Source organism: Pseudomonas sp. P5_A12 (assembly GCF_056400685.1).
On record NZ_JBFUKU010000544.1, the window covers coordinates 1 to 1,736 of the forward strand.

Annotated in this window: 1 protein-coding gene; it reads right to left on the reverse strand. The window is 58.8% G+C overall.

The features are described from left to right. Positions 1-165 precede the first annotated feature (165 nt). Positions 166-1,269: a choline metabolism transcriptional regulator GbdR gene (gbdR, locus tag AC1DSG_RS30935; RefSeq protein ID WP_477794261.1), complete on the reverse strand. Its 1,104-nt coding sequence runs from the start codon at positions 1,267-1,269 to the stop codon at positions 166-168. Positions 1,270-1,736: the final 467 nt, after the last annotated feature.

Genomic DNA, 1,736 nt, shown 5'->3' on the forward strand with positions numbered 1-1,736 from the left:
TGTCGGCGTKGAGTCAGGCGCGGAACGAGTCGACTTTTGCCAGTGTAAGGCTTTAAACCGAGCTGACTTCATCGCGAGCAGGCTCGCTCCCACATTGACCGAGTTCTCTCAGGGGAATGCGGTCAACTGTGGGAGCGAGCCTGCTCGCGATGAAGTCAGCTCGGTTTAAAGCCTTACACTGGCAAAAGTCGACTCGTTCCGCGCCTGACTCAACGCCGACAACGGCCCGGACAGCGGCGCCAGCACCAGTGCTTGCGGCAGCGGCATCATCGCCACCTGTTGCGTGGTGTTGGAACCTACGCGCTCGTCACGCGGCGGAATGCCGAAGTATTCGCGGTAGCACTTGGAGAAGTGCGGCGTGGAAACAAAGCCGCACACCGACGCCACTTCGATGATCGACATCGGCGTTTGCTTGAGCAACTGCCGGGCGCGGATCAGGCGCAGTTTCAGGTAGTAACGCGACGGCGAGCAGTGCAGATACTTCTGGAACAATCGCTCCAGCTGACGTCGCGACACAGCGACGTACACCGCCAATTCGTCGAGGTCGATCGGCTCTTCGAGATTGGCTTCCATCAACGCCACGATTTCCTGCAACTTCGGCTGATTGGTCCCGAGCATGTGCTTGAGCGGCACGCGCTGGTGATCCTGTTCGTTGCGGATACGTTCGTAGACAAACATTTCAGAGATTGCGGCGGACAGTTCACGGCCGTGATCGCGGCTGATCAGGTGCAGCATCATGTCCAGTGGTGCGGTGCCGCCGGAACTGGTGAAACGGTTACGGTCCAGGGTGAACAAACGTGTGCTCATGACCACACGCGGGAAGGCTTCCTGCATCGAGGCCAGGCATTCCCAGTGCACGCTGCAATCAAAACCGTCCAGCAGACCGGCACAGGCCAAGGCCCAACTGCCGGTGCAGACCGCGCCAAGACGACGGGACTGACGTGCCTGACTTTGCAGCCATGACACGTGCTCACGGGTAACAGTGCGCTGGATACCGATACCGCCGCAGACGATGATGGTGTCCAGGGCGGGCGCTTTGTGCATGGAGCAGTCGGGAGTGATCTGCAAGCCGTCACTGGCCCAGACCTGGCCGCCATCGACCGTGATTGTGGTCCAGCGATACAGTTCGCGACCGGACAATTGGTTGGCCATGCGCAGGGGTTCTACTGCGGAGGCCAGAGAAATCAGCGTGAAATTGTCCAGCAGCAAAAAGCCAATGGATTGAGGCGCACGGTTCTGGGGTTGGGCCCCGGAGTTGAACGTCGTCATCGCGGTATCTCCTCACACAAAGCGGGTGATGGCCTCAGGCGGAGGCTCTTTTTATTGCCATCGTTCTCGGGTGGGAGACGGGCTTTGTAATGACAGAGCAATTGCCATGCCTAAAATTGAATGCGCGTTCAATAACTCCTGAAAACGACGTCGGAATGCGCCTGCATATGACGCGCGTGGAACAGGGGATAAAAGTGCCATCAGGCAGAGCAAGTGCCCCGCCCCGCTGGTGGTGAGCAAATCGGTAGCACTTGTGGGAACAGGGCTGCGAGGTGCCGGGAACGAGTGTCACCGCAGGCACGGGTGACCGATGGTCAGGGCTGGTTTGGATCCCTGATTTAGGAAAAGACGCTTATCTGTAAACGACGCGCCAAAAGGTGGCGCGTTTGGGATTATGTGTTCACTTAGCGCGCAGTTTTGACTGGTCTGGCGCCTTCGCGGGCAAGCCCGCTCCCACAGTTGACTGC

Coding starts and splice junctions, on each gene's coding strand:
- gbdR (WP_477794261.1), bottom strand. CDS start 1,269: ATGACGACGTTCAACTCCGGGGCCCAACCCCAGAACCGTGCGCCTCAA.